Annotated in this window: 22 protein-coding genes; 7 read left to right on the plus strand and 15 right to left on the minus strand. The window is 51.0% G+C overall.

The window, feature by feature from the left end:
* Window positions 1-215: 215 nt before the first annotated feature.
* The 8 genes from DEV76_RS11080 to DEV76_RS11115 form a co-directional block, all read right to left on the minus strand.
* Window positions 216-596, minus strand: a complete 381-nt coding sequence (locus DEV76_RS11080; RefSeq protein WP_109697968.1) for a VOC family protein — start codon at window positions 594-596, stop codon at window positions 216-218.
* Window positions 597-612: 16 nt separating this feature from the next.
* Window positions 613-1029 (minus strand): hypothetical protein, encoded by a 417-nt coding sequence (locus DEV76_RS11085; RefSeq protein ID WP_109697969.1) that lies wholly within the window; start codon window positions 1027-1029, stop codon window positions 613-615.
* A gap of 62 nt (window positions 1030-1091) precedes the next feature.
* Window positions 1092-1991: a DUF6929 family protein gene (locus tag DEV76_RS11090; protein ID WP_109697970.1), complete on the minus strand. Its 900-nt coding sequence runs from the start codon at window positions 1989-1991 to the stop codon at window positions 1092-1094.
* Window positions 1992-2006: 15 nt separating this feature from the next.
* On the minus strand, window positions 2007-2429 hold the full coding sequence (locus tag DEV76_RS11095; protein WP_109697971.1) for a secondary thiamine-phosphate synthase enzyme YjbQ: 423 nt from the start codon (window positions 2427-2429) through the stop codon (window positions 2007-2009).
* A 50-nt stretch (window positions 2430-2479) separates the two neighbouring features.
* Window positions 2480-3217: a hypothetical protein gene (locus DEV76_RS11100; protein WP_109697972.1), complete on the minus strand. Its 738-nt coding sequence runs from the start codon at window positions 3215-3217 to the stop codon at window positions 2480-2482.
* A gap of 649 nt (window positions 3218-3866) precedes the next feature.
* The gene (locus DEV76_RS11105; protein ID WP_109697973.1) at window positions 3867-4697 is read right to left on the minus strand and encodes a phytanoyl-CoA dioxygenase family protein; all 831 of its coding nucleotides are present in this window, start codon (window positions 4695-4697) and stop codon (window positions 3867-3869) included.
* A gap of 63 nt (window positions 4698-4760) precedes the next feature.
* Window positions 4761-5342 carry a GrpB family protein gene (locus DEV76_RS11110; protein WP_109697974.1) on the minus strand — a complete coding sequence of 194 codons (582 nt, stop codon included), beginning with the start codon at window positions 5340-5342 and terminating at the stop codon, window positions 4761-4763.
* 3 nt (window positions 5343-5345) lie between these two features.
* Window positions 5346-5720 (minus strand): winged helix-turn-helix transcriptional regulator, encoded by a 375-nt coding sequence (locus DEV76_RS11115; protein WP_109697975.1) that lies wholly within the window; start codon window positions 5718-5720, stop codon window positions 5346-5348.
* Here DEV76_RS11115 and DEV76_RS11120 point away from each other — a divergent pair.
* The 3 genes from DEV76_RS11120 (at window position 5635) to DEV76_RS11130 (ending at window position 10391) form a co-directional block, all read left to right on the plus strand.
* Window positions 5635-6750 carry an NAD(P)-dependent oxidoreductase gene (locus tag DEV76_RS11120; protein ID WP_262509828.1) on the plus strand — a complete coding sequence of 372 codons (1116 nt, stop codon included), beginning with the start codon at window positions 5635-5637 and terminating at the stop codon, window positions 6748-6750. The two genes, DEV76_RS11115 and DEV76_RS11120, sit on opposite strands and share 86 nt — an antisense overlap.
* Window positions 6751-7214: 464 nt before the next feature.
* Entirely contained in the window at window positions 7215-9662 is a 2448-nt protein-coding gene (locus DEV76_RS11125; RefSeq protein ID WP_109697977.1) for an outer membrane beta-barrel family protein, read from the plus strand.
* Between the two features lie 243 nt (window positions 9663-9905).
* Window positions 9906-10391, plus strand: a complete 486-nt coding sequence (locus DEV76_RS11130) for a MarR family winged helix-turn-helix transcriptional regulator (RefSeq protein WP_109697978.1) — start codon at window positions 9906-9908, stop codon at window positions 10389-10391.
* An 8-nt stretch (window positions 10392-10399) separates the two neighbouring features.
* On the opposite strand, the gene DEV76_RS11135 is transcribed toward DEV76_RS11130, so the two are convergent.
* On the minus strand, window positions 10400-10882 hold the full coding sequence (locus tag DEV76_RS11135; RefSeq protein ID WP_109697979.1) for a VOC family protein: 483 nt from the start codon (window positions 10880-10882) through the stop codon (window positions 10400-10402).
* A 217-nt stretch (window positions 10883-11099) separates the two neighbouring features.
* Here DEV76_RS11135 and DEV76_RS11140 point away from each other — a divergent pair, with 217 nt between their 5' ends.
* Window positions 11100-11828, plus strand: a complete 729-nt coding sequence (locus DEV76_RS11140) for a hypothetical protein (protein ID WP_109697980.1) — start codon at window positions 11100-11102, stop codon at window positions 11826-11828.
* Window positions 11829-12034: 206 nt separating this feature from the next.
* On the plus strand, window positions 12035-12484 hold the full coding sequence (locus DEV76_RS11145; RefSeq protein ID WP_109697981.1) for a hypothetical protein: 450 nt from the start codon (window positions 12035-12037) through the stop codon (window positions 12482-12484).
* 4 nt (window positions 12485-12488) lie between these two features.
* On the opposite strand, the gene DEV76_RS11150 is transcribed toward DEV76_RS11145, so the two are convergent.
* Window positions 12489-12806, minus strand: coding sequence for an antibiotic biosynthesis monooxygenase family protein (locus tag DEV76_RS11150; protein ID WP_109697982.1), 318 nt, complete (start codon window positions 12804-12806; stop codon window positions 12489-12491).
* Window positions 12807-13172: 366 nt separating this feature from the next.
* Between DEV76_RS11150 and DEV76_RS11155 the strand changes: the two genes are divergently transcribed.
* Window positions 13173-15038, plus strand: coding sequence for a sensor histidine kinase (locus DEV76_RS11155; RefSeq protein WP_157962831.1), 1866 nt, complete (start codon window positions 13173-13175; stop codon window positions 15036-15038).
* Between the two features lie 2 nt (window positions 15039-15040).
* Here DEV76_RS11155 and DEV76_RS11160 read toward each other — a convergent pair whose 3' ends face one another.
* The 5 genes from DEV76_RS11160 to leuC all read right to left on the minus strand — a co-directional run bounded on the left by DEV76_RS11160 (window position 15041) and on the right by leuC (window position 20175).
* Entirely contained in the window at window positions 15041-15445 is a 405-nt protein-coding gene (locus DEV76_RS11160) for a DUF1801 domain-containing protein (RefSeq protein ID WP_109697984.1), read from the minus strand.
* 79 nt (window positions 15446-15524) lie between these two features.
* Window positions 15525-16598 carry a 3-isopropylmalate dehydrogenase gene (gene leuB / locus DEV76_RS11165; RefSeq protein ID WP_109697985.1) on the minus strand — a complete coding sequence of 358 codons (1074 nt, stop codon included), beginning with the start codon at window positions 16596-16598 and terminating at the stop codon, window positions 15525-15527.
* 18 nt (window positions 16599-16616) lie between these two features.
* Complete coding sequence (locus DEV76_RS11170; RefSeq protein WP_232826932.1) at window positions 16617-18140, minus strand: alpha-isopropylmalate synthase regulatory domain-containing protein; 1524 nt, start codon at window positions 18138-18140, stop codon at window positions 16617-16619.
* A complete protein-coding gene (gene leuD, locus DEV76_RS11175) occupies window positions 18141-18737 on the minus strand; it encodes a 3-isopropylmalate dehydratase small subunit (RefSeq protein WP_109697986.1) in 597 nt (198 codons plus the stop codon).
* A gap of 31 nt (window positions 18738-18768) precedes the next feature.
* Window positions 18769-20175, minus strand: coding sequence for a 3-isopropylmalate dehydratase large subunit (leuC, locus tag DEV76_RS11180; RefSeq protein WP_109697987.1), 1407 nt, complete (start codon window positions 20173-20175; stop codon window positions 18769-18771).
* 361 nt (window positions 20176-20536) lie between these two features.
* Between leuC and DEV76_RS11185 the strand changes: the two genes are divergently transcribed.
* Window positions 20537-20845: a hypothetical protein gene (locus DEV76_RS11185; RefSeq protein ID WP_109697988.1), complete on the plus strand. Its 309-nt coding sequence runs from the start codon at window positions 20537-20539 to the stop codon at window positions 20843-20845.
* Window positions 20846-21141 lie beyond the last annotated feature (296 nt).

Consider the following 21141-nt stretch of genomic DNA (forward strand, 5'->3'; position numbering starts at 1 on the left):
GGGGGAAGTGAAAAGGAAAGCTGACATGTGTTGGTTTTTTTGATGGTCCGGTCCGGTGATTGCAGATTGCCCACGGATAGCCTGGTTGGTCGATTTCTGATTTTGCTATCTTCTGTTCCTGATACGGTTTCACCGGAAGTATGGATCAAAGATAATACATAATTTCAAATAACCTACTATTTCAGTAGACTAATGGAATATTTAAGTTTTAAACCCTAAAGGTAGTTGCTGACTTCAAGGAGGTTGCCATCAGGATCACGGAAGTATACGGAGCGGATGGGGCCGGTGGCGCCGGTGCGGATCAGGCCATAGGAGAGGATGTGAACGTTGTGATGCTCCAGCGTTTTTTTAACGGTTTCAAGGGGTGTGTCGGTAATGAAGCAGAGGTCGGCCGAGCCGGGCAGGGGGAAGGTGGCTTTGGGTTCTGGTTCAGCACCATGCTGGTGGAGATTGATTTTCTGATTACCGAAACGCAGCGCTTTGCGGCCCTCGCCGAACGTTGTGGTTTCCATGTCCAGCACTACGGTGTAGAAAGCGCAGGTAGCGTCAATATCTGCAACGGTAAGCACCAGGTGGTCGAGGCGGAGGATGTTCATGATATCAGGTTGAAGGTTAAAACTGTTCGCCCCACTCGTGATCAAAGAGCTTGCAAAGGATGGCTTCGCGGCGGCGGTAAGATTTACGTATTTCTTCTGCTATATTTTCTTCTTCCATTTCTTCTTCACTCACAAAATACACGGCTTCTTCCGGTGGTTCATTATCCGTGGCAATGAGGGAATACCAGAACTCTTCCTGCAGCGATTCTATCTTGTATAACGCATAACCGTACACGCTGAGGGCCTGGCCAATGTAATCCATGGCATCTTCCTGGTCATCGCCATCCCGCATTTCTGCGAGTTGTTCCATTTCGGCGGAAGCGAGTATATCCATATCGGGGTATACCTGTTGGAGGCGGTAGAGTACTTCCGACGCGTTTTCCTTCCAGGGTGCGGCGGCGATGGGCAGGTTCGACAGATTGATTTCCCGCATAAAACCGGTTTAGTGAGATGGTAAAGGTAAGATGAGCGGGGATAATGGCCAAAGCGGCTTTTTTACAGCACGGCGTTTATGGCAAACAGGCGGCTGTCGCCCGCATCATTGTCTGCCACCAGGTGCAGGAGCAGTCCTTCCGGCCGCACTTTCTCGAGGCAGATCCCTTCTATCTTCTGCCCGGCGAATACGGGGGATACGGATGGCAGGTTGATCATTTCATCGGGTGTTACCGTTTCTTCCCGGAGCTTTTTACTGTAATCGCGGATGCAGGCCAGGTAGCTGTCGCCGATGATACCGTCGTCGTAAGTACTGGCAGTGGCTTCGGTGGTGAACGTCATGAGCAGGAGGTCGCGGCTGGGGATATAGCAGAGGTCAGACACGCCGCAGAAGCCCCGGCTGTTTTCAGGGAGGGTAACCTGTTGGAAATGGGGGAGATCCGCACCTGCAGGGTTCCAGCAATCGGCCCTGGCTATCACTAAAGTGTTGTGGGGCATACCATGATGCCCGCGGTTTGCCAGGATGAGGCGGTTACCTGCCATGGCAGCCCCTTCGATATTGATCTCGGGAAGCTTCTGGGAAAGCAGGTCCAGGAAATCATCGGCATAGCGGGTATATACGATAGAAGTGTCGCTGTTCCGGAAGGGCAGTGGCACGAGTATGATCTGCTTCCGGGTGGGCAGGCTGGCGGAGCCGAAGGCAGCCAGGTACAGGGCCTGTTTGTGCTTCATCACCACAGCCGATTCCAGGTCGGCCTTTTCAGGTTTGGGAATGCGGTACTGGGGATGTTTGAACAGGGTAACGGATCCGGCTGCACGGTACTGCGCATCGAGGATACGCATTTCGCGGGCATCGTCGCCCACTACATACAGGCGCCCGTCGGTAAAGGCAAGCGCTGAGCCGGATGGGAAATCCGTCAACTGCAGTTCGCGGAGAAGGGATATTGCGGGCTGGATTAGCATATCTGTAAATATACATTATTCACCCCAGAGGGTGATGACTAAGCTGCGCGGACCGCCACTATCCCGGTGTTCACAAAGATATATGCCCTGCCAGGTGCCAAGGGCGGGCTGTCCGTTACGTACGGGGAGCATCACGGAACTGCCCAGCAGCGCCGCTTTCAGATGGGCGGGCATATCGTCGGAGCCTTCGTAGTCGTGCTCGTAATCCGGATCGTTTTCGGGAACGGCTTTGTTGAAAAACATCTCAAAATCGCGGCGCACCGTAGGGTCAGCGTTTTCATTGACGGTCAATGAGGCGGAAGTATGCTGGATAAATACCTGCAGCATACCGGTTTTGATCTGACGGATAGCGGGGATTGCCCGCAATACTTCTTCTGTGATGAGATGAAATCCCCTGCGTTTACCCGGCAACCGCAGCATTTCCTGGTACATCTTCATGGATAGGCAGCATTTGTGTGAAAGCCCAAGATAGGCAATGTGGCCGGGATTCAGTAACGCGGCCCGCCTATTTGTAACTCCACCACATTCAGCATAAAGGAATTTACAGGGGCAACAAATTCGTTGGAGATGATTTTGGGCTGGTGGGGTTTCTGCCAGACTAGCCGGTATTCTGCCGTGTATTCCCCTTCATATTGCGGGAATTTAGCGATAAGGATATCACGGGGGTGAAGATAATTATGGGGAGCTCCGGTGCCGCAATACGAATTCCAGCCGGAGGGCTTTTCCAGCTGTATCCATTCATTCTTTCCATTCCGTATTTCCAGCCACATGTATTTCAGGAAATTATGACTGCCGAGGTAAATGGCAGAATCAGAAATATTTTGCAATGTAACCATCATGGCACGGTACGGCACTATAGAATCTGTGATGCGGTATGGTCCTGCAGTGTCATGATTCAAACTAAAATGTTCTATTTGAATTTGTGTAGCGGCGGTATCTACCCGGATGGTCATTTCATTTCCTCCGAAGGTACGGGCAACGCAACAGGAATGTGTGTCACGGATATTGTACCTGCGGAGTGGCTTGCCAATGGCAATACGCCCTGTATCCGGACCGATGTAACAGATATAGTAACCTGCTTCTGCATCAAATGGCATGTATCGCTCCGGCCGCGTCAGCATCGTATCTGTTACCGTATATCCATGGCCGTTTTTGACTTTTATCTGAAAGGAAGGCTGGCAGGAAATAAAATAAATGAAGCTCAGGAATAGAAGGGCACGTTGCATGGCTGGATTTTCCTGATGATGCAAACGTGCCTCACTTCCATAAATCCTCGCTGGCAATATGTTGGCATCGTGGCCCATTTTCGACCCCGGTACAGTCCCGGAAATGGGCCTGTGAAGTTGCAGGCTGTAAAATCGTGCAGGGAAAATGGTACACTCTCAACGTAAACCAGTCCCGGAAATGGCCCCGTAAAAACGCATTATTCATCCTAAAACCCCACTTTCTGTATCCGTTTACTATCCCCACAATACAAAATCCTTCAATTAAGGGCCATAAAGCCGCTTAAATGGGGTGGATGTTAATCTGGCCTGAAAGATGATAAAGAGACCGGAAAAAGAGCGCTTAAGTGCTATTGAGGCATATTGGCCATAAGGTGCAGTGAGGCCGGGAGGGATATGGCGGATGGGAGACGGAAACGGGATAAGCATATACGCTGGTTTTCTCCCCATTCAGTAAGGGCTATAACGCCAGAGTTGCCACGCAGTTATTCCGCGTCTCCTTCAGCACTAAGGCAGGGCTCCGGTACAGTTACTTCACGTTTACTTCAGGTATACTTCAGGGATGATGTACCAGGTATGTACTTTTTAGGCATTTTGCATTTTTACAGGGGGCTCGAAATTTACCTGGCTCATTTTCGGGCCGCGGTTAATTTCAGGCCTGAACAGCCCTCACTTCTTTATCCAGCCCAATGCCTAAACGGATCGCACTTTCCACCGCATTGTAATGATTCTCTTTATTGAAAAGTGAGAAAGGTTTCTTCGGAAAGAGGCCCGGCTGCGCGAGGAACCTTGGCTGCGTACCCCGGTGTTTCTGCGCGGCATGCACAAGGAAGGGATGGCAGAGATACACCGTACCTGCTTCCCCGGTAGCCAATGCCTGCGGCCGGTGGGCGGTATGACTCACTTTCTCTGCGATCTGCAGCGCGGTAAGCCCCTTGTCTCCATGCGGCCGCAGCATCTTAGCCACATCCAGGTGCGATCCTGCACGGAGGCGGGTAGGCGCATCGTTTTCTCCTATATCGGAAAAAAGGAAAAGCATCAGCAGCGCACGGCCTTTGGAATGGAGGTTAGAACGCCATTTGAAGTAATTCCCCGGGTCTTTGGCGGCTTCATATCCGGGAAAGCTCACATCCACATGCCATCCGTCGTCCCCCGTATCTTCATTACCGGGAAACCGGATAGGGAAGGTGCCCACACTCTGGCGCGGCGCCCAGCGTTCGGGCCCTACCAGCTGGTCGAATGCGGCATGAAGTACAGGTGTATTGGCGGCTTTCACGAATGGTTCCTGCGTATGTTCTCCCAGCCATACAACAGGGGCCTTCCAGTCGGAAGGAGCATCGGGCCGGAGGTTCATCTCCTTCCACAGAATATCCTGCGCTTCCAGCGCCAGCTCGCGGGGGAATGCGTTACTGAGGCGAACGTAGCCTTCCGTAATGAATTGCCGGATATCGGCGTCCGATAAGGGAAGATTGGGTTGCTGCATATGGCATGGTTTATATTCTAATTTACGCATTTGCTGCTAAGGGAACAACTATAGCGTGGGTTTTCAGCCTTTCCACCATGCGAGCGCATGCTGTTCGGCCGCTTTCACGAAATCATCTTTGGCGGCATTGTATTCATTGGTATCCCCGTATTCCCGGGTAGCTAATTCGATCTTTAATGCGGCATATGCCTCTGCCATGGCAGCATGCGAACGGAGATAATCCCTCAGCGCCACGTGCCTTTTCCAGTGATAGGTATGCCGCACCATCACATGGATATTAACGAGTGAAGGTATCGGCCCGCCGGTAACAAAAGGGTCGCCGATGTCAATAAGGGAAGGCGGTGTTTCGCCCGGAGGCATGCCCAGCTGCGCAAAGAAGCGTCGGTAGGGCATGGATGGTTCGTATTTGCGGAAGTAAGTGTAACCGCGGTTCGTTATCGGCTCAATGGTTTTATCCAGCAGCTCGTCGGATGCAACGCCTACCAGTATATCGATCACCGGTTTGGCGGCAAGCCCGGGTACAGAGGTGCTGCCGATGTGGTCTATTACGGGAAACAAATGCCCGATCGCTTCCGACAGCACGCGCTGGTGCTCCGCAAAGCTATCCGGCCAAAGGGGATCGTATGGAACGATAAGGACCTTCATGTATCAGCTGTTTTCAGCATCTTCGGCGATCATGGCAGCATACACTTCCTGCACATATTCCTTGTTGGCATTACCCCACTGATCCATAGCCGCAATCAGCGGAAGGGCAGATTCGCCTAAAGGCGTCAGGAAGTATTCCGCTTTCAGGGGGAAGCTGCCGGTGGTTTCTTTGCGGATCACCTGCAGGGCTTCCAGCTCGCGCAGGTGCATTTGTATTACGCGGGAAGGAGCTTCGGGGATTTCGCGCTGCAGTCCGCTGGGCCGGCGGATGCCTCGGGCAATACTGTCTATTATGCAGGCACGCCATTTACCGCCCAGTATTTTATTCGCCACATTAATACCGCAATCCAGGTTCTCGGAAATCTTCTTTTCGTACATATACGCTGCTTTCCTGAAAGGTAAGAATTTTCCTGCTGAACAGGGTTTGCCCCGGGCGTATAGGGAACTTTTTCTCCCTACCGAATCTTTTCTCCCTTATTGTTCAGGCTTCAGTTTCACAGCACCTTTGTTCCATCAAAAACAACGAAAAATGAAACAGAATGCAAATAAGGCCGCAGCAGTGCTGGGTCTCGGTATGATGGGCGCCACACTGGCAAAATTGCTCCTTGAAAGCGGATATGATGTAACGGTTTGGAACCGCAGCGCGGATAAATCTGCTCCGCTGGCTGCACTCGGTGCAAAGGTGGCGCCTTCTCCGGCAGATGCCGTAAACGCCGCAAGTGTGATCGTAATGTGTGTGCATGATTATGCCGCCGCTAACGCCATCCTTTCGCAAACGGAAAAAGCCTACTGGAAAGGCAAAGTATTCGTTCAGCTCACCAGTGGCAGCCCTGCCGAAGCAGACCTGGCCGAACAATGGACGGAAGCCCTTGGCGCCGGATACCTCGATGGTGCCATTCAGGCCGCTCCCCAGCAGATGGGCCGTCCGGATACCCCTATCTTCATATCCGGTAAAGCCGCAGCATGGGAGCAGGCGCTGCCCGTTCTCAAAGTATTCGCCGGCGCACCGGAATGGCTGGGTATCTCCGCCGGACTCGCATCTTCTGTAGACCTTGCCACCCTGTCGGGCATCTACGGCACGCTGATGGGCTTCTTCCACGGGGCACGAATCATGGAAAATGCCGGTTACCCGGTAGATAAATATGCCACGCTGCTTACGGGCATCCTCAGCACCTTCGGAGACTTTATCAATTATGAAGGACAGCTCGTTCACGAAAACCGCTTCACCAAAAGTGAAAGCCCCATGAGCATTTCGGTAGACGCGTCTGCGAGGATATTGCAGCAGGCAAAAGATGCAGGCATCAACCGTTCGTTCCCCGAATACCTGGCTGGCATGTTCAGGCAGGCTGCCGATAAAGGACTGGCTAACGAAGAACTGTCTGCCATGATCAAAGTGCTGCGTGGATAAGCAGTTTGTTAAAACAAGATTGAAGCCTGTGCCATGCACGGGCTTTTTTCTGTCATGAATTTACTGTCCGGCTATCTCAATTTATCTTGAAGCAGGGTGTTCCGCTTATTTATAGGAAACCTCAAATACCGCTCATCTATAAATTCCCCGGCAGGCACAATTAGATTCCTTCCGGTCGGTTTACCTGGTTTTACTTCTTTGAACGGTATGTGCCAACCGGGATATCAGTCATTTAATATGTTGATTTTTAACACTGAAATGGAAGAAAATGCCGCTGAAATGATAATATCCGATTCCGGGCCGGTAATCCCTGATAATGAAGCGGGTATTAGAAAAGGGAGGATCGGATGTCCGAAAATGGACGTTTTGAAATAAATGGTAAGCGCTTACGTAAAATACGTTTGCGGGAAAGTGAATTTGGTTGATTTTCGCGGAACATCATTATCCAATAATTACTACCCCCAATGAAGCGTCGATTTCTACATGTTGTTTGCAGCAGGATGCTCCTGATTTTACTCATCGCCTGTCCGGCTGCCCTGCTGGCCCAGGAAAGTGGCGATATCCACGGAAAGGTATCCGGTGGCGAAGGCTTCCGGCCGGAAGAAGTAGTGGTGCAGCTCCTGCATGCAGCCGATAAAAAGCTGGTGAAGATGGAGTATGTGAATAAGGAAGGAGCTTTCAGCTTCGGGAAAGTGCGTGCCGGCCGTTATGTAGTGGCCATTCAGCACCTTTCCTATAACAGGTACCTCTCCCCGGAATTCACCCACAGCACTGCTACAGACCTCGGCGGCATCCGCCTGGAATCCGCCACCCGCCAGCTAAAGGAAACTAATGTGGTGGCACAGAAGCCTTTCATCCAGCAACAGTATGATAAAACAGTCATCAATGTTTCCAGCTCCATCAGCGCTGCAGGCAGCAATGCGCTGGAAGTGCTGGAGAAAGCCCCCGGTATTTCAGTAGACCAGAACGATAACATCGCCATGAGAGGCAGGCAGGGTGTGCTGGTGATGATCGATGGTAAACAGGTGCCCATGTCTGGCCAGGACCTCGCCAATTACCTCCGCAGTCTTAATGCCGCGCAGGTAGACCGTATCGATCTCATCACCAATCCATCCGCCCGCTATGATGCCGCCGGAAACGCAGGTATCATCGACATCCGGCTGAAAAAGGGGAGGAGTAACGGTACCAATGGCACCGTAGGCCTCAGTTTAGGTTATGGCGCCTATCCCAAGATCAATCCCAGTTTCAACATCAACCATAAGAAAGGAGCCTTCAATTACTTCGCTTCCTACAATTTCAACCACCGCAAGGATTATAATGACCTCAACATCCACCGTAAATTCTTTACCCGCGATGGCGTGGAAACCGGTGGTAACGATTATGATAACCTCTTCAAGCACCGATTTAATTCCCATAACGCCCGTGCGGGCATGGATTATCAGCCTGACGGGCGTACTACCATAGGCATTGCTGCGAATGCTATTGTGAATGACGGCAAAGTAACGTCAGACAGCCGCGCCCAATCCTTCGACGGGGTACAGATGCCAACGGGGAAGTTCAATACACTCGGTAATAACGATCTTCACCGCCGCAACTACAGCGTAAACATCAACGCCCGTCGCCTGCTGGATACCGCCGGCCGCGAGCTTACCGCCGATCTGGACTATGCCCGCTATGGCAGCTGGGAATACCAGAACTACCGCACATCTTATATGGATAACAACAGCGTTCCCGTTCGCTCAGACTTCCTCCTGTTTGGCGACCTCAGCGGCGATCTCGATATCTATTCCGTAAAAATGGATTACATCCACCCCGTTGCGAAGTGGGGCCTCAAACTGGAAGGCGGTATCAAAAGCAGCTGGGTAACTACGGATAATGACGTCCGTTTTTACGACCGCAGTAACGGTACCGATGTGCTGGCTGCCGATAAGAGCAACCGGTTTATTTATAAAGAGAATATCAACGCTGCGTACCTCAACGGTTCCGGCAAACAGGGTAAGCTGAGCTACCAGTTTGGCCTCCGCATGGAGCACACCGAGTCTAAAGGCCGGCAGGTAATCGGTGAGCAAACTTTCAAACGGAGTTACGTGCAATTGTTCCCCAGCGGCTTTGTGGGCTACCAGTTCAGTAAGCATCACGATCTGGGGGTAACGATGAGCAGGCGTATCAACCGCCCGTCGTACCGGCAGCTGAACCCTTTCCGCGTGTTCCTCGACCCGCTTACTTCTTCAGGCGGCAACCCCGAGCTGAACCCGGAAATCACCTCGTCATACGAACTGGTGTATACATTCCATGAAGCATATACGGCAAAGGCAGGGTATAGCAGAACAAAGGATAATATCCTTATGATCCTGGCGCCGGATAAAGAACCGAATGCCATCCTGCAAACCAACCGCAACCTCGCTATCTACGACTATTATCATATTACCCTCGGCATACCGGTTACTGCCATCAAATGGCTGAACAGTAGCAATACCTTTGTTGCGTATTACGGTAAGTACCGCGGTTATGTGGTGGAAACGGATCTCAATGAAGGGCGCGTAACTTTCACCGCCAACTCCAGCAATACCATTACCCTGAATCCCAAAACTACGCTCGAAGTAAATGGTAATTACCAAAGCAGCAGCTGGTACGGCTTCCTGGATGTAGCCAGCTCTTTCCAGCTGGGCCTGGGAGCGCAGCGGCAGATCTGGAATAAGAAAGGATCGCTGAAACTGAATGTGAGTGATGTGTTCTTTACAAGCCGCACCAAGGCATTCACTAAGCTCACGGGTTATTCCGAAGCCTTCCGGCAGTTCAGGGACAGCAGGGTGCTGACTGCCACGTTTACCTATCGCTTCGGCGGACAGGCACAGGGCGGCCCGCGTCGCAGAACCGGAGGTGCGGAAGAAGAGAAGCGCAGAGCCGGATAAATAATTTCCCCAATACCTGCTATGGGCCCTTGCACGGGAGATCATTCTCCCGCCGCAGGGGTCCTTTTTTATGGCTCTACTGCAGTCCGCGTAACCGTGAATTGCACGGCAAGTTATCAAGTCGGGGCATTTCAGAACAGTACGATTTCATTCCGTTGGCCGGAACCCTCATCTCACATGGGTGGATGCGCAGTTTTTTAGGTAAAATGTACCGCAACTCATAAAAAAGGATATTTTTAAGGCATGAATATCGTCCATGAACTGGAAGAACTGGCGCTCGCTACCCGACTGAAAAGATTGGGTGAACGCCTGTCCCAGGATGTTAGCCGGATTTACAAAGAATCCTCCCTCGATTTCGAAGCCAGGTGGTTCCTTATCCTCGAGTTGCTGAGCCGCAGGAAGGCAATGGGCATCACAGAAATATCCGAAGCTTTACAGATCAGTCACCCCGCAGTAGTGCAACTCGCAGATCAGATGCTGGGCAACGGATTGATGAAAGCCGCACCCGATCCGCGCGATGCCCGCAGGAGAATGCTTTCCCTCAGCGCCAGCGGTAAGCATATGTATAAACGTATTGGACCTATGCTGAAAGTAATCAGGGAAGAGAACCGCAAATGGCTGCAGCAATCCGGTGGCGATCTGCTCCGCATTCTGGGAGAACTGGAGCAGTCGCTCGATAGTAAAAGTATGTATCAGCGTATCCGCGACGGACTTGCCAATGAAAGTTAAATGGTATTTCAGGCAGGAGCGCCTGCTGCAGCATCTTCCAGTTCCTGAATAATGATCTTCATCTGTTTCATCATAGCCTGCATGGCACGTCCGGCTTTTTCTTTGTCTTTGTGGTTGAATAACTCAATCAGTTCAACCGGTACCACCTGCCACGAAAGCCCGAACTTATCTTTCAGCCAGCCGCAGTGGCTTTCCTCTCCGCCATCGGCAGTCAGCTTATCCCAGTAATAATCTACTTCTTCCTGTCCTTTACAGCTGATGGAAAGGGAAATGGCTTCTGTAAACTTAAACATAGGCCCTGCGTTCAGTATCTGGAAGCGGGAACCCATTAACTCAATTTCCGCCACGAAGATCTTTCCGGCATTTTCACCTGCCGAGGCATCGTAATGATTCGCACTTATCAATTTAAAATCAGGGAAAACGGATTTGTATAATTCCAGTGCCTCATCGGCGTTGTAGTTAAACCAGAGGCAGGGGGTGATCTTTTGCATAACATGCGGTTTTATTAGTGAGGAATGTAACTATGCAAACCTAGGCAGATTCCGGTTATTGAACCCAGTGTAAACGCGCCAATTTAAAGGGGAAATACGACAAGTTGCTATTCCGGTTTTTTGATGTAAATCCCACTAACTATCATTATTTTCATACCCGATTTCACAGCCCCCTGACATTTTCATCCGGCACACGGAAGCCATAAACCTAAGCTATATGCACGCATCACAACCCAATATTACCCGGCAGGTACGATTCCTGCAGGTATACAGTCTTGCCCTCACCCTCATTGTGGCCCTGATGGCCTGGCATGTCTTTTTCCGCCCGGTAACGCATGTGAGGGAGCTGAATGCCGAACGGATCAATATCCTCGAAAAAGATGGTACTCTCCGCCTTGTGATCTCCAACCGCGAACGCCAGCATCCCGGTATCGTGGATGGAAAAACATTGCCCCCGCGCGACAGGGGAGCCGGTTTTATGTTCTTCAATGATGAGGGGGATGAATGCGGCGGTTTTGTGTACTCAGGAGAAAAAGGCGCCAGTGATATGGGCTTTTCGCTGGACCAGTACGCCAATGACCAGATCCTCCAGCTGCAGTATGGCGATGAGGTACGCGATGGCGCCCATAAAAGGCATTACGGGCTCAAAATGTGGGATCGTAATGATGAGATGACTACCGGGAGGCTCATGAAGATAATCGACTCTTTAAAAGCCTTAAACGACACGGCATTGATCAACACCACCATTGCCCGTATGCGTGCGGAAGGGCTCATTGGTCCGGAGCGCCTCTTTGTCGGTAAAACCGATAACCGCTCCGTAGGACTATTCCTTCGCGACGACCGCGGCCGGCCGCGCCTCACTATCGGGTTAGACTCCCTGAATAATGTAATATTCAATACCTATGACTCTGCCGGTAATGCGGTGCCGCTGAGAGCAGGAGGGTAAAATCATATCAAAACAGGGTATTTCAGCCTTCAACGATCCTTCAGTGATCCTTCAGTCATCCTTCAGTGAAACATATCCCTTCCCTAAGGGACGACTGAAGGATGACTGAAGGATGGTCGAACAGTTAATTGAGGGTGAATCAGTTATAAAAATGGCAAAATTGGCCAAAATGGTAGTAAATTAACACAATCCCTAATCTGTAAAATATGATCCATTGGCTTATAAGCGCCATTCTCACCATTACCATCTTCCCCCAGCAGGAGGATGTGGCGCTGAAATCAATTGTAACTGCAGGGAAAGCAGGAATTGTGAAGCACTATGCTACTAAAACAACCCGGCGTGAGCTTACTTACCTCGGTTCGGTTAAAGTGAATGGAAAAGTGGCTTACCACGTGGTATCTGAATTCCGCCAACTGAAAATGGCCATCACCTTGCGGGGCTATAGCCATGTGATTTACTGTACTGCTGATGGCAGCGCGATCCGTTCCTATGATTTTGGAATGCCGGAAGAATTACCTTTTGCATTACGCAGCAACACCCTGCACCAGAAATACAGGGATGAGACCCGCCTCGTTGTTGACAGTATTATGCTAACCAAGGCGATTCCCGACCAGCTGGTAACTGCCGGGGCCGGAAGGATATATGAGGCTGACTGAACCCCTAAGGCTGAAAAGCAGGTGCCGAGAAGGCAAATAGCGGCTGATAGTGTTCCACAACAGGGAAGGGGTCGTAAAACTCGTGGAGGAGGGCTTTCCATTCCTGGTACAGGGGGTGTTCCCGGAAGCCTACGGTATGATGCTCCACCGATTCCCAGTTTACCAGCAAAATGTAACGGTTAGGTTTTTCCAGACAGCGGCGCAGCTGGTGGCCCGCATATCCGTCCATACGGCTGATGATACGCTGGGCTATCTCGAAATTATGCTCAAACGCTTCCACTTTTCCGGGAATTACGTCGAGGATGGCAACTTCCAGTATCATGATTGCTATGATAATTTGGAAGTAATATATGAAAAAATATCAATAATTAGGCTTCTATCAGAATGGCTGACGGGAGACTGTACTTTTTCAAATGCATCATCAGAAAGCTTTACATTTGCGGTGTGCAGCATGGGTATGAGCCGGATAGTCCCTTCCAGCGCAGGTATTGTAAAACTGGCATCCGATTTGTTTACACGGTGGAACAGTAACCAAACACAGGGCCCCCGGATCATCCCCCCCCGACAGACGAGTAAGCCTACTGAAAGATGAACAGATCAACCGAAGGAATGACGGCCCCTTCACCGATGGAAATAAACTCATATGCATTACCGACGCTTCAGGGCCTTTCTATTATGCAGTGTTTTGATGTTGATGTGCTCCGCAGGGAGCTTCGGTCAGTTGAAACATATCAGGGAATTGCAGCATTCCCTTACAACCATCAAAGATAGTCTCGCTTATACCGATGTACTGAACGAACTGGCGGATTATAACCATTACCGTCATTGGGACAGCGTTCTCCACTACGCAGAGTTAGCCCAGGGCATTGCCGAACGCCACGAATACCAGCGCGGCATTGCAGGGGCACTCACAGGGAAGGGCGTGTATTACATGACCCGTAATAACTACCTCTCTTCCCGATTTAATAATGACGCACTGCGCATGTACCGTAAGCTGGGCGACAGTATGCGCGTGGCGCTCCTCCTCAATAACATCGCCATCAACTTTATATTCGACGGCAACTACACCAAATGCGTAACGCATTTATATGAAGCCGACCGCGTAAGCCGTCTGGCTAAACAGGATACCGTGCGTACCATCGCCCTCCTGAACCTCATCGATATAGATACCACGCTTTCCAAACGCCAGCGCGATTCCATGCTCATTACCGCCCGGAGCATCGCTGAGCGCCTGAAGGATGAAGTAATGCTCAGCGTTTGCCACCAGCTGGAAGCCATGCGTTTATACGATGCCGGTAGTAAAGAAGAAGGGCTTGCCCGTATGCATGAGATACTGAAAGAAGCGGAGGCCGAAGGCAATTACAGTAACATGGCCTACATCTACAACGATATCGGCCAGATGATCCTGCAGATGGGAGGCGATACCACACATGCCATAGAATATTTTACGGAAGGCCTGGCAATTGCCCAGCGGCAGCATTTCTTTTACATCGCCAGTTTGCTGATGCCCCAGCTGGCCTCCCTTTATGAAAAAACCGGCAATCCGGCAAAGGCTTATTATTATGCCCAGCTTCAGTTGGATCAGGCGGCTACTCAGGCTGCCGAGCTGCAGGCTTCCGGGTTCACCTATCTGGATTATCTTAATAATGAGCGCAACCTCCGGGAAGCGCAGGCCCGCCAGTCGGCCCAGAAGCGTACGATATATCTGCTCATCCTGTTAACCATCGTAACTGCAGGACTACTCTTCTTCCTCTACCGTTCTGAAATCGCCAGCCGGAATATGGCGCGTGCACAGCAGCAGCTGCGGAGAGAAACGGAAGCGCGCAACCGGGAGCTGGAAGACTGGGATCAGTTCCATAATATGCTCATATCCGTGATGGCGCACGACCTCCGCGCGCCCTTCGCCAGCATACTCAGTATTACGGAAGCTTTCAAAGTGATAGACCTGCTCTCACCGGAAGTGATTAAAACCATGATGGGCAGCCTGCAAAAGACTTCGGAAGACAGTATCCGGTTCATGGAAGGCCTCCTTTCCTGGATCGCATCCAAGTGTAAGGCGGGGAAATATCAGGCGGAAGTATTCATGATGGCAGATGTGGTGCGGGAATCCAACCTCTTCTTCACGCAGGCGCAGGAGGATAAGAATGTTTGGCTGGAGCTGGACGAGAGCCTGGAGAAAGAAGCAGTATTTGCAGAAAAGAATATGCTGGGTTTCATCTGCCGGAATATCCTTCACAATGCAACCAAATATGCAGCGGCTGGCAAGCCCATTACGGTGCGGGCCTTTTCGGAAGGGAATAGTGTAATCACAGCCGTTACCAATCACGGTAAGGAAATGACCGAAGCGGAGATCAGGAAGATATTCCAGCCCGAGCAGGCGGTAATGGCGAAGAAAGAGGGGCTGAAGGGAGCGGGCATTGCCATGATCATCAGTCAGGATATGGTGCAGCGTATGCAGGGCCGTATCTGGGCGGAAAGTGAACCGGGCGTGGGTACTACCTTCTATTTCTCACTGCCCAAGGCAGTATCTGCGGAAAAAACAGTGGCGGTATAAACTTATTTCACTCCTTTGATCCAATCAAGTATAGCGGCTTCCAGGCCGCTTTTTTTTGTTGCCACATCATCCAGACTGGTAATGGTGATCATCCTCCTCCCATCTGCATAACTACCTTCCAGCACGCCGTGAGCATCCTGTATACGTGCACCGGTAGGGAATACAAGCAATATCTGATCAGGTTTACGTAGATGCAGCACCACAATGTCGCGGGCGTAGGTTTTAGGGTCAAAGGGGGCCATATCGCCGGAGTAAATGAAACAGGGGGAGTTCCATTTCACTTCTTCGCCTACGGCCTCGTGCGCACCCAGAATAGCCTCGCGCAGGGCAAGAATGACCGGTTTGAGGGGATGGTTCACAGCATCAATCAGTTCGGGAACAGTGAGGGTTTTGGAAGTCTTGGCCATAACATGGGTTTAAAATGAAAACATCCCGCCGTAAAGCAGCAGCTTACAGGCGGGATGAATATATGCTTTTTCTGACAGATCAGAGTTGCGCCAGTACCTGGTCGCCCATGGCGGTGGTGCCGAGGATCTTGTCTTTCGCGGTTTTACTGTCGGCAATATCACCGGTGCGGTAACCTGCTTTCAGTACTTTATCCACTGCGGCGATCACGGCTTCGGATTCTTCTTTCATACCGAAAGAGATATCCAGCAGGAGGGCGGCGGAAAGGATAGATGCCAGCGGGTTGGCAACGCCTTTACCGGTGATGTCGTGCGCGGAACCGTGGATAGGTTCGTATACACCTGTACCATCACCAATGGAAGCGGAGGCCAGCATACCCATGGAGCCGGCGATCTGGGAGGCTTCATCTGTGAGGATGTCACCGAAGAGGTTTGCAGTAACCACCACATCGAAGCGCTTGGGATCTTTGATGAGCAGCATAGCCGTTGCATCCACGAACTGGTGTTCTACTTCCACGTCAGGATACTCGGGGGCAATCTGCTGGATTACTTCGCGCCAGAGGCGGGAGGTTTCGATCACATTGGCTTTATCTACAGAGCACAGCTTTTTACGGCGGGTGCGTGCGGCTTCAAATGCTTTACGGGCAATGCGCTCTACTTCGAAGCGGCTGTATTCCGCAATGTCGTAGGCGGTGTCGCCATTGTTTTTACGGCCTTTCTCACCGAAATAGATATCGCCGGTCAGCTCACGGAAAAACAGGATGTCTGCTCCACGGAGGATTTCCGGTTTAATGCTGGAAGCTTCCAGCAGCTCGTCGAATAATTTGATGGGGCGCAGGTTGGCGTAGAGGCCCAGCTCTTTGCGCATTTTCAGCAATCCCTGCTCAGGGCGCACCTTTGCCTTAGGATCGTTGTCGTACTTGGGATGCCCTACCGCACCGAAAAGCACGGCGTCGGCTTTGTGCATCTTCTCGAGCGTTTCTGCCGGCAGGGGATCGCCGGTGGCTTCGATAGCCGCATGGCCCACGAGCGCGTGGTCGTAAGTGAAGGTATGGCCGAACTTAGCGGCGATCCTGTCCAGTACTTTCTTGCCTTCGGCAGTTACTTCCTGCCCGATCCCGTCGCCGGGAACGATTAATATATGCTTTGTTGCCATTCGGTAGGTATTGTTCTTTTACAGTAAGTTCAGCATTTTTTGCGTGGCCTTGATGGCGGAAACCGTCTGGTCACTGTCGAGCCCGCGGGTTTTAAACTCACGCTGACTGGCCAGCCGCCAGGTGATCACCGTTTCGCAGAGTGCATCGGTTTTACCGCCGGGAGGGATGCGCACGGTGTAATCCGTGAGTTGCGGCAGGTCTTCTTTCCTTTTCTTATACACCTTTTTCAGTGCGTTCATGAAGGCATCGTACTGGCCATCGCCCTGTGCATGTTCCTCGTATTGCTCGCCTTCCACGCTGATTCGTATGGTGGCAGAGGGTTTAAGGTGCTTGGCGTGGGTGAGTACGTAATCTTCTATCTGCACCTTTTGCTCGATGGTGTTACTGTCGAGGATATCGGAGATGATATAAGGAAGGTCGGCCTGTGTAACCACTTCTTTTTTGTCGCCCAGCTCTATGATCTTCTGCGTTACCCTGCGAAGATCTGCTTCCGACAGCTGGATGCCCAGTTGCTGAAGGTTGTTTTCTATATTGGCTTTCCCGCTTGTTTTGCCCAGTGCATATTTGCGCTGGCGGCCGAAGCGTTCGGGCATGAGGTCGCTGAAGTAGAGTTTGTTTTTCTTATCGCCATCGGCATGGATGCCGGCGGTTTGTGTAAACACGTTTTCTCCCACCACCGGTTTATTGGCCGGTACACGGATGCCAGAGAACGTTTCCACGAGCTTGCTTACGCTGTAGAGGGATTTCTCGGCCACGGCGGTTTTCACCCCGGGCATAAAATCGTTCAGCACGGCGATGGCGCTGGCGAGTGGAGCATTTCCCGCTCTTTCACCCATACCGTTGATGGTGAGGTGTATACCGTGTACGCCTGCACGCACGCCTTCCAGCACGTTTGCGGTGCCGAGGTCGTAATCGTTATGCGCGTGGAAATCGAAGTGGAGCTTTGGATAACGCTGCACGATCTCCACGAGGTAGTCGTAAGATTCTGCGGGCGTCAGCACACCGAGGGTATCGGGGAGCATCACGCGCTTCACAGGCTGGGTGGAGATGAAGTCGAGGTACTGGAACACGTATTCGCGGGAATGCCGCATACCGTTGCTCCAGTCTTCGAGATACACATTCACATCAAGCCCTTTCTTACGGGCTTTCTTAATGACTTCCGCGATATCGGCAAAGTGCTGTTCCGGCTTTTTCCTGAGCTGGTGGGTGAGGTGGTTGAGTGATCCTTTGGTAAGCAGGTTCATCACTTTGGCACCGGTTTGCTGCATCCATTGAATGGATACGTCGCCATCCACGAAGGTGAGCACTTCCACACGGTGAAGGAGATCGTTGGCCTTCGCCCATTTGGTGATGGCCTTAACGGCTGCCATTTCCCCGTCAGATACGCGGGCCGAAGCCACTTCTATGCGGTCTGCCTTCACTTCCGTCAGGAGCAATTGAGCAATGGTTAATTTCTCCGAAGGGGAGAAAGAAACGCCGCTCGTTTGCTCACCGTCGCGAAGCGTGGTGTCCATGATCTCAAGATAGCGCTGGGCAGACATTTAGTATTTGCTTTTGTCGGCGAATACGCGGATCTCATCCTTCATCGCCTGTAAGTAATCGATATCATCGTACCCGTTCATCAGGTTATGCTTCTTATAGCTGTTGATGTCGAAAGATTCGCTTTCGCCGGTGGCGGCGATGGTGATGGACTGCTGCTCCAGGTTCACGGTGATTTCCGCTTTAGGGTCAGCTTCCACAGCGCGGAAGATCTTATCGAGGAACGCCGGGCTTACCTGTACGGGCAGGATACCGATGTTGAGGGAGTTGTTTTTGAAAATATCCGCAAAGAAGCTGGATACTACGCAACGGAAACCGTAATCATATACTGCCCAGGCCGCGTGCTCACGGGAACTGCCGCTTCCGAAGTTCTTGCCGGCTACGAGGATTTTGCCGGAATAGATTGGGTTGTTGAGTACGAAGTCCTGCTTGGGAGTGTTGTCGTTATTATAGCGCCAGTCGCGGAACAGGTTATCGCCGAAACCTTTGCGCTCTGTAGCTTTCAGAAAGCGCGCAGGGATGATCTGGTCTGTATCTACGTTCTCGATGGGCAGGGGCACTGCGGTGCTGGTGAGAACGGTGAATTTATCGTAAGCCATTTTTTTGTGTCTGTTGTGAATAGAAGAATGATTATGCGATCAGGTCTCTCGGGTCGGTGACTACACCGGTTACCGCTGCGGCTGCTGCAACGAGCGGGCTCGCCAGCAATGTTCTTGCTCCGGGGCCCTGACGGCCTTCGAAGTTGCGGTTGCTGGTGCTAACGGCGTACTTACCGGCGGGGATCTTATCGTCGTTCATGGCGAGGCATGCAGAGCATCCGGGCTGGCGCAGCTGGAAGCCGGCTTCGGTAAGGATGTCGTAGATGCCTTCTTCACGGATCTGTGCTTCCACGATGTGTGAGCCGGGAACGATCCAGGCGGTAACGTTATCAGCTTTCTTACGGCCTTTCACGATGGATGCAAAAGCGCGGAAGTCTTCAATACGCCCGTTGGTGCAGGAGCCTATGAATACATAATCAATTTTCTTCCCGATCATGGCATCATTTTCATGGAAGCCCATGTATTCGAGGGATTTCTCGTAGCTGGCTTTGCTGCCGCCCACAACTTCCGCGGTGGGGATGCGCTGGGAAATACCGATGCCCATGCCCGGATTGGTGCCATAGGTGATCTGCGGCTCAATGTCGGCAGCATCGTAGTTATATACCACATCGAAAGCAGCGCCTTCGTCGGTTTTGAGTGTTTTCCAGTAAGCGAGGGCAGTATCCCAGGCTTCGCCCTGGGGAGCTTTTTCACGGCCTTTAATGTAGGCGAAGGTAGTTTCGTCGGGTGCGATCATGCCGCCGCGTGCGCCCATTTCGATAGACATGTTACAAACCGTCATACGGCCTTCCATGCTCATTTCGCGGAATACCTGTCCGGCGTATTCAATGAAGTATCCGGTGGCGCCTGCAGCTGTGAGCTGGGCGATGATATAGAGTACAACGTCTTTAGGCGTTACACCTTTACCGATCTTGCCATCTACATTGATGAGCATTTTCTTCGGTTTGGGCTGCATGATGCACTGGGAGGAGAGTACCATTTCCACTTCTGAGGTACCGATGCCGAAGGCGATGGCGCCGAAGGCTCCATGGGTGGATGTGTGGGAGTCGCCGCATACGATGGTCATGCCCGGGAGGGTGATACCGTTTTCGGGCCCTACCACGTGAACGATCCCGTTTTTAGGATTGCCGAGGCCCCAGTGGGAGATGCCGTATTTGGCAGAATTGGTTTCAAGCGCTTTCAGCTGGTTGGCAGACAAAGGGTCCTGAACCGGAAGGTGCTGGTTAATGGTTGGAGTATTGTGATCCGCAGTGGCGAAGGTCTTGTTCGGGAACATTACCTGGAGCTTACGGTTTTCGAGCCCAAGAAAAGCCACGGGGCTGGTTACTTCGTGGATAAAATGCCTGTCAATGAAAAACACATCAGGCCCGTCTTCAATTTTCCGGACTACATGCGCATCCCATACTTTGTCAAATAATGTAGCGGGTTGTTGGCTCATTTTTTACGATTTATGTAATGTAACTGTAAAATTGTTAAAAAATATTTACATTTTCTCGATTATTTCTGCGAGTAATCTAAGAATCAGGGCGATTTGACAAAATAATGAAGAAACTGTCAGTTCATGGGTGTCATGAAACTGTAAATCGAGGGGCTGGTTATTGTTAATTAAGTCGTGAACTAAGACCGGGGTATATTCTTTGTGGGGGAAATGAATAGAGTAAGGGTGTCATATATAATGGGTACATATTCCCATATATGGTATCATCTGTTCTACATATTGTGAACTGATTATGATATATGGTGTTACTTTCTCGAATCCGATTAAATCTATTTAATTTCCTATGTAAAGTAGAAAATTTGTGAAAGACAACCGATATAATGCAGTCAGGACATTAATCAAAGCCAGGGAGATAAAAAAATTCACAGATATCTTCGAGATCATCCCCGTTACGATTGTTAGCCAGGATGCAGGGATACATAAGAACACGCTTTACCGTAAAGTGAAACTACCAAATCTCCTGACCATGGATGAAGTTTTAAGTCTTGCCCGGGCATTTGAAATTGAAGTGCCTGACATCATCCCTGTAATCGTTCAGAGTATTTCCGAAAATCAGGACAAACGAAAAGGTATCGTAAAAGATATGAAAAGAATGAACGGAAGAGGTTAAATACCGAATCCGGTTTCTGTTTACCCGTGCCCATCTTCTGAATTAGCAGCTTTTTAATGCAAACCTGGCGCTATCTGCCAGCGTACTGACAAGTAAATATTTTATCCAATTTACCGCACTTAATTTTTTCTGTGTCTTCAATAATCATATAGGGGAGGACAGACTCTGCGCGCCATGATTCAGCGTTGCAGTATCTCACATGAATATATCTTTGTTGACTCCAAAACCCCCCTTGAACTACACGAGACCTGCGTTCTTCGCAGGTTTCGTTATGAAGCCCCGGTCGCAGGAATTGA

Source organism: Chitinophaga deserti (assembly GCF_003149455.1).
Classification (GTDB): Bacteria; Bacteroidota; Bacteroidia; order Chitinophagales; family Chitinophagaceae; genus Chitinophaga; species Chitinophaga deserti.

Excerpts from the sequence above, each read along its gene's own strand:
- leuB (WP_109697985.1), bottom strand. The coding sequence starts at position 16,598 with ATGGCAACAAAGCATATATTAATCGTTCCCGGCGACGGGATCGGGCAG.
- DEV76_RS11110 (WP_109697974.1), bottom strand. The coding sequence starts at position 5,342 with ATGAAGGTCCTTATCGTTCCATACGATCCCCTTTGGCCGGATAGCTTT.
- DEV76_RS11100 (WP_109697972.1), bottom strand. The coding sequence starts at position 3,217 with ATGCAACGTGCCCTTCTATTCCTGAGCTTCATTTATTTTATTTCCTGC.
- DEV76_RS11085 (WP_109697969.1), bottom strand. The coding sequence starts at position 1,029 with ATGCGGGAAATCAATCTGTCGAACCTGCCCATCGCCGCCGCACCCTGG.
- DEV76_RS11150 (WP_109697982.1), bottom strand. The coding sequence starts at position 12,806 with ATGATACTGGAAGTTGCCATCCTCGACGTAATTCCCGGAAAAGTGGAA.
- DEV76_RS11125 (WP_109697977.1), top strand. The coding sequence starts at position 7,215 with ATGAAGCGTCGATTTCTACATGTTGTTTGCAGCAGGATGCTCCTGATT.
- DEV76_RS11170 (WP_232826932.1), bottom strand. The coding sequence starts at position 18,140 with ATGTCTGCCCAGCGCTATCTTGAGATCATGGACACCACGCTTCGCGAC.
- DEV76_RS11160 (WP_109697984.1), bottom strand. The coding sequence starts at position 15,445 with ATGGCCAAGACTTCCAAAACCCTCACTGTTCCCGAACTGATTGATGCT.
- leuC (WP_109697987.1), bottom strand. The coding sequence starts at position 20,175 with ATGAGCCAACAACCCGCTACATTATTTGACAAAGTATGGGATGCGCAT.
- DEV76_RS11140 (WP_109697980.1), top strand. The coding sequence starts at position 11,100 with ATGCACGCATCACAACCCAATATTACCCGGCAGGTACGATTCCTGCAG.
- DEV76_RS11120 (WP_262509828.1), top strand. The coding sequence starts at position 5,635 with ATGCAGGCACGCCATTTACCGCCCAGTATTTTATTCGCCACATTAATA.
- DEV76_RS11080 (WP_109697968.1), bottom strand. The coding sequence starts at position 596 with ATGAACATCCTCCGCCTCGACCACCTGGTGCTTACCGTTGCAGATATT.
- DEV76_RS11105 (WP_109697973.1), bottom strand. The coding sequence starts at position 4,697 with ATGCAGCAACCCAATCTTCCCTTATCGGACGCCGATATCCGGCAATTC.
- DEV76_RS11135 (WP_109697979.1), bottom strand. The coding sequence starts at position 10,882 with ATGCAAAAGATCACCCCCTGCCTCTGGTTTAACTACAACGCCGATGAG.
- DEV76_RS11095 (WP_109697971.1), bottom strand. The coding sequence starts at position 2,429 with ATGAAGATGTACCAGGAAATGCTGCGGTTGCCGGGTAAACGCAGGGGA.
- DEV76_RS11090 (WP_109697970.1), bottom strand. The coding sequence starts at position 1,991 with ATGCTAATCCAGCCCGCAATATCCCTTCTCCGCGAACTGCAGTTGACG.
- DEV76_RS11155 (WP_157962831.1), top strand. The coding sequence starts at position 13,173 with ATGTTGATGTGCTCCGCAGGGAGCTTCGGTCAGTTGAAACATATCAGG.
- leuD (WP_109697986.1), bottom strand. The coding sequence starts at position 18,737 with ATGGCTTACGATAAATTCACCGTTCTCACCAGCACCGCAGTGCCCCTG.
- DEV76_RS11130 (WP_109697978.1), top strand. The coding sequence starts at position 9,906 with ATGAATATCGTCCATGAACTGGAAGAACTGGCGCTCGCTACCCGACTG.
- DEV76_RS11145 (WP_109697981.1), top strand. The coding sequence starts at position 12,035 with ATGATCCATTGGCTTATAAGCGCCATTCTCACCATTACCATCTTCCCC.
- DEV76_RS11115 (WP_109697975.1), bottom strand. The coding sequence starts at position 5,720 with ATGTACGAAAAGAAGATTTCCGAGAACCTGGATTGCGGTATTAATGTG.